The 3,833-nt window shown below is 71.3% G+C and carries 4 protein-coding genes; 2 read left to right on the forward strand and 2 right to left on the reverse strand.

The genetic code is table 11. The features are described 5' to 3' along the window. Nucleotides 1-5: 5 nt before the first annotated feature. Nucleotides 6-584, forward strand: coding sequence for a DUF6542 domain-containing protein (locus tag AOK03_RS31885; RefSeq protein ID WP_425264430.1), 579 nt, complete (start codon nucleotides 6-8; stop codon nucleotides 582-584). 33 nt (nucleotides 585-617) lie between these two features. Here AOK03_RS31885 and ppgK read toward each other — a convergent pair whose 3' ends face one another. Both ppgK and AOK03_RS31895 read right to left on the reverse strand, forming a co-directional pair. Further along, a complete protein-coding gene (gene ppgK / locus AOK03_RS31890; RefSeq protein WP_055568852.1) occupies nucleotides 618-1,358 on the reverse strand; it encodes a polyphosphate--glucose phosphotransferase in 741 nt (246 codons plus the stop codon). A 21-nt stretch (nucleotides 1,359-1,379) separates the two neighbouring features. Next, nucleotides 1,380-2,363, reverse strand: coding sequence for a 4-hydroxy-3-methylbut-2-enyl diphosphate reductase (locus AOK03_RS31895; RefSeq protein ID WP_079075076.1), 984 nt, complete (start codon nucleotides 2,361-2,363; stop codon nucleotides 1,380-1,382). A gap of 85 nt (nucleotides 2,364-2,448) precedes the next feature. Between AOK03_RS31895 and AOK03_RS31900 the strand changes: the two genes are divergently transcribed. Next, a partial coding sequence (locus AOK03_RS31900; protein WP_079075075.1) for an APC family permease occupies nucleotides 2,449-3,833 on the forward strand: 1,385 nt, incomplete at its 3' end.

Genomic DNA, 3,833 nt, shown 5'->3' on the forward strand with positions numbered 1-3,833 from the left:
CCCCGCTGCCCCCGCAGGGACGGCCCGGCGCGCCGGGCACGACGTACCGGGCGACGCCCCGCCCGCGCCGTCCCGTTCCACCGTTCGTCCGGGCCCTGCGCAGGACACCGCTGTACCGCACGCTGCGGCGCATCCCGAACCCCCGTCTGACGGGGCTCGGCAGCGGCCTCTTCTGCACGGCGGTGATGTTCCTGCTCGCCTGTCTGATCCGCCTGGTCGCGGGCAGCTCCGTCGTCGCGTACGGCGTGCTGTTCGTGCCCGTCGCCGCGCTGACGGCCCTGTGGGTGCGCCCCGCCGACCTCGTCACCGCCCCCGTTGGCGTGCCGATCGCCTTCGCCGCCGGGGTGCTGCCCGTGGCGGAGGGCACGGACGGGTTCGGCGGTCAGTTCATGGGGCTCGTGACGACGCTCGCCCTGAACGCGGGATGGCTGTACGGCGGGACGCTCGTCGCCGGGCTCATCGTGACCGTACGGAAGATCCGGCTGATGGTGCTGCGGCGGCAGGGGCGACCCGAGCGGGGCGGCCCGGCGCCGGGTGGACCGGCGCAGGGTGGCCCCCGTGGGAAGCGGCTGCCGAGCGCCTAGTCGGCCGCGCACCACCCGTTCCGGTCACACGTCTCACTCGTCCGCCGCCGCCATCGCCGCCCCCACGATGCCCGCGTTGTTCTGCAGCTGGGCCGGGACGATCTCCGCCGAGATGCCCTCGATGAGCGGCAGGAACTTGTGCGCCTTGCGGCTCACTCCGCCGCCGATGATGAACAGCTCGGGCGAGAACAGCATCTCCACGTGCGCGAGGTACTTCTGCACCCGCCGCGCCCAGTGCTCCCAGCTCAGGTCCTCGTCCTCGCGCGCCTTGGAGGAGGCCTTCTTCTCCGCGTCGTGGCCGCGCAGCTCCAGATGGCCGAGCTCCGTGTTCGGGACCAGGTGGCCGCCCGTGAACAGCGCGCTGCCGATGCCCGTGCCGAGGGTGAGCAGGATGACCGTGCCGGTGCGGCCGCGGCCCGCGCCGAAGTGCATCTCGGCGACGCCCGCCGCGTCCGCGTCGTTCAGGACGGTGACCGGGACACCGCCCAGCCGGTCGGAGACCAGCTTGCGGATGTCCGTGCCGATCCAGCTCTTGTCCACGTTGGCCGCGGTGCGTGCCGTGCCGTTCGTGATCACCCCGGGGAAGGTGGCGCCGACCGGGCCCGTCCAGCCGAAGTGCTGGACGACCTCGCACACGACGTCGACCACGGCGTCCGGCGTGGCCGGGTCCGGGGTCAGTACCTTGTGCCGTTCCTGTGTCAGTTCTCCGCGGTCCAGGTCCACGGGTGCGCCCTTGATCCCGGATCCGCCGATGTCCACGCCGAAGATCTGCATGGCCCCCACGGTACGGCGCGGTCAGCGCTGTGACAGCTCGGCCGCCTCGGCGCGCAGGTCCCTGCGGAGCTCCTTGGGCAGCGAGAACGTGATGGACTCGTCGGCCGTCTTGACGGTCTCCACGTCGCCGTAGCCCCGCTCGGCGAGCCACTCGATGACGCCGTCCACCAGCACGTCGGGCACGGAGGCGCCCGAGGTGAGGCCGACCGTGGTCACGCCCTCCAGCCACGCCTCGTCGATCTCGCCGGCGTTGTCGACCAGGTACGAGGCGTCGGCGCCCGCGTCCAGGGCGACCTCGACCATGCGGATGGAGTTCGAGGAGTTCTTGGAGCCGACGACGATGACCAGCTCGGCGTCCTCGGCGAGCTTCTTCACCGCGATCTGACGGTTCTGCGTGGCGTAGCAGATGTCGTCGCTGGGCGGCGAGAGCAGGTTCGGGAACTTGCCCTTCAGGGCGTCGACGGTCTCCATGGTCTCGTCCACGGAGAGGGTGGTCTGCGAGAGCCAGACGACCTTGTCCGGGTCGCGGACCTCGACGTTCGCGACGTCCTCGGGGCCGTCGACCAGCGTGATGTGGTCGGGCGCCTCACCGGACGTGCCGATGACTTCCTCGTGGCCCTCGTGCCCGATCAGGAGGATGTCGAAGTCCTCCTTGGCGAACCGGACCGCTTCCTTGTGGACCTTCGTCACCAGCGGGCACGTCGCGTCGATGGTGGCGAGCTTGCGCTCGGCGGCCTCGGCGTGGACGGTCGGGGCCACGCCGTGTGCGGAAAACATGACGATGGAGCCCTCGGGGACCTCCGCCGTCTGGTCGACGAAGATCGCGCCCTTCTTCTCCAGGGTCTGCACCACGTACTTGTTGTGGACGATCTCGTGGCGTACGTAAATCGGGGCCCCGTACTGCTCCAGGGCCTTCTCGACGGCGATCACGGCACGGTCCACGCCCGCGCAGTAGCCACGGGGAGCGGCGAGCAGGACACGGCGGGAGCCAGGCGTAGCAGTCATGCCCACCATCGTAAGGCCGCGTCCAGCGCGTCAAAGATCGCCCGGTTGGGGACACTGGTGACCTGCGTTGATCTACGGAGGCACCATGTCCGGACAGTCCGCCAGTACAGGAGCCCACGCCGAGGGTGCCGAGCCCGCGGGGGGTGACGGGCTGCGGCGGAGTCTCGGCTTCCGTGACCTCGTGGTCTACGGACTGCTCTTCATCGCCCCCATGGCGCCGGTGGGTGTCTTCGGAACCCTCGACGCGAAGTCGCACGGCGCGGTCGCGCTGGTCTATCTGATCGCCACGGTCGCCATGGCGTTCACCGCATTCAGTTACGCGCAGATGGTGCGGGTGGTCCCCCAGGCGGGGTCCGTGTTCGCCTACGCGCGCGCAGGGCTCGGCAAGGGCCCCGGGTTCATCGCCGGGTGGATGGCGATGCTCGACTACCTCCTCATCCCGGCGGTCGCGTACCTCTTCTCCGGGATCGCCATGAACTCGCTGGTGCCGTCGGTGTCCCGGTGGGTGTGGACGGCGCTCGCGGTGCTCATCACGACCGCGCTGAACCTGTGGGGCGTGCGGACGGCGGCGCGGGTGGGCTTCGCGGTGCTCGCCATGGAGGTCGTGGTGCTGCTGGTCTTCGTCGGGGCGGCGGTGGTCGTGCTGGTCAGGGACGGGGCCGAGCGCGACTGGCTCTCGCCGCTGACCGGGGACGGCTCGCAGGGCGCGTTCGCGCTGTCGGCGGTGGTGGGCGCGGTGTCGATCGCCGTCCTGTCGTACCTGGGCTTCGACGCCATCGCCTCCTTCGCCGAGGAGGTGACGGGCGGTTCGGCGAAGGTCGCGCGGGCGGTGCTGGTCTGTCTGGCGCTCGCGGGCTTCCTGTTCATCCTCCAGACGTATCTGGTGGCCCTCCTGGAGCCGCTGTCGTCGGCCGAGCTGGCGGCGGATCCGGGCAAGCAGGGCACCGCCTTCTACGACACGTCGGAGGCCGCGGCCGGTGAGTGGCTGCACAAGCTGGTGGCCGTCAGCAAGGCGATCGGCGCGGCCTTCGCGGCGCTCGCGGGGCAGGCGGCGGCGGGTCGGCTGCTCTTCGCGATGGCGCGGGACCGACGGCTGCCGAAGGTCCTGTCGAAAACGGACTCCGGGACGCCGCGGATCGCGCTCCTGTGTGCGGCCGTGGTCACGATGGTCGCCGCGGTGTGGGCGGCCCGGCGGGACGACGGCATGGACCACCTGGTGTCGGTGGTGGACATCGGGGCGCTCACCGCGTTCCTGCTGCTGCACGCGAGCGTGGTGGGCTGGTTCGCGCTGCGCCACCGCGACGACGGCTTCAGCTGGTGGCGGCACCTGCTGATCCCGGTGCTCGGCGCGGCGATCGTGGTGGCGGTCATCTGGGAGGCGTCGGGCTCGGCGCAGGTGGTCGGCGCGGTGTGGCTCGCGGTGGGGCTGGTGGTCCTCGTGGTGCAGGGCCGGGGCCGTGGTGCGGATGC

Origin of the sequence: Streptomyces atriruber, assembly GCF_001418325.1 — a bacterium.
GTDB lineage: Bacteria > Actinomycetota > Actinomycetes > Streptomycetales > Streptomycetaceae > Streptomyces > Streptomyces atriruber.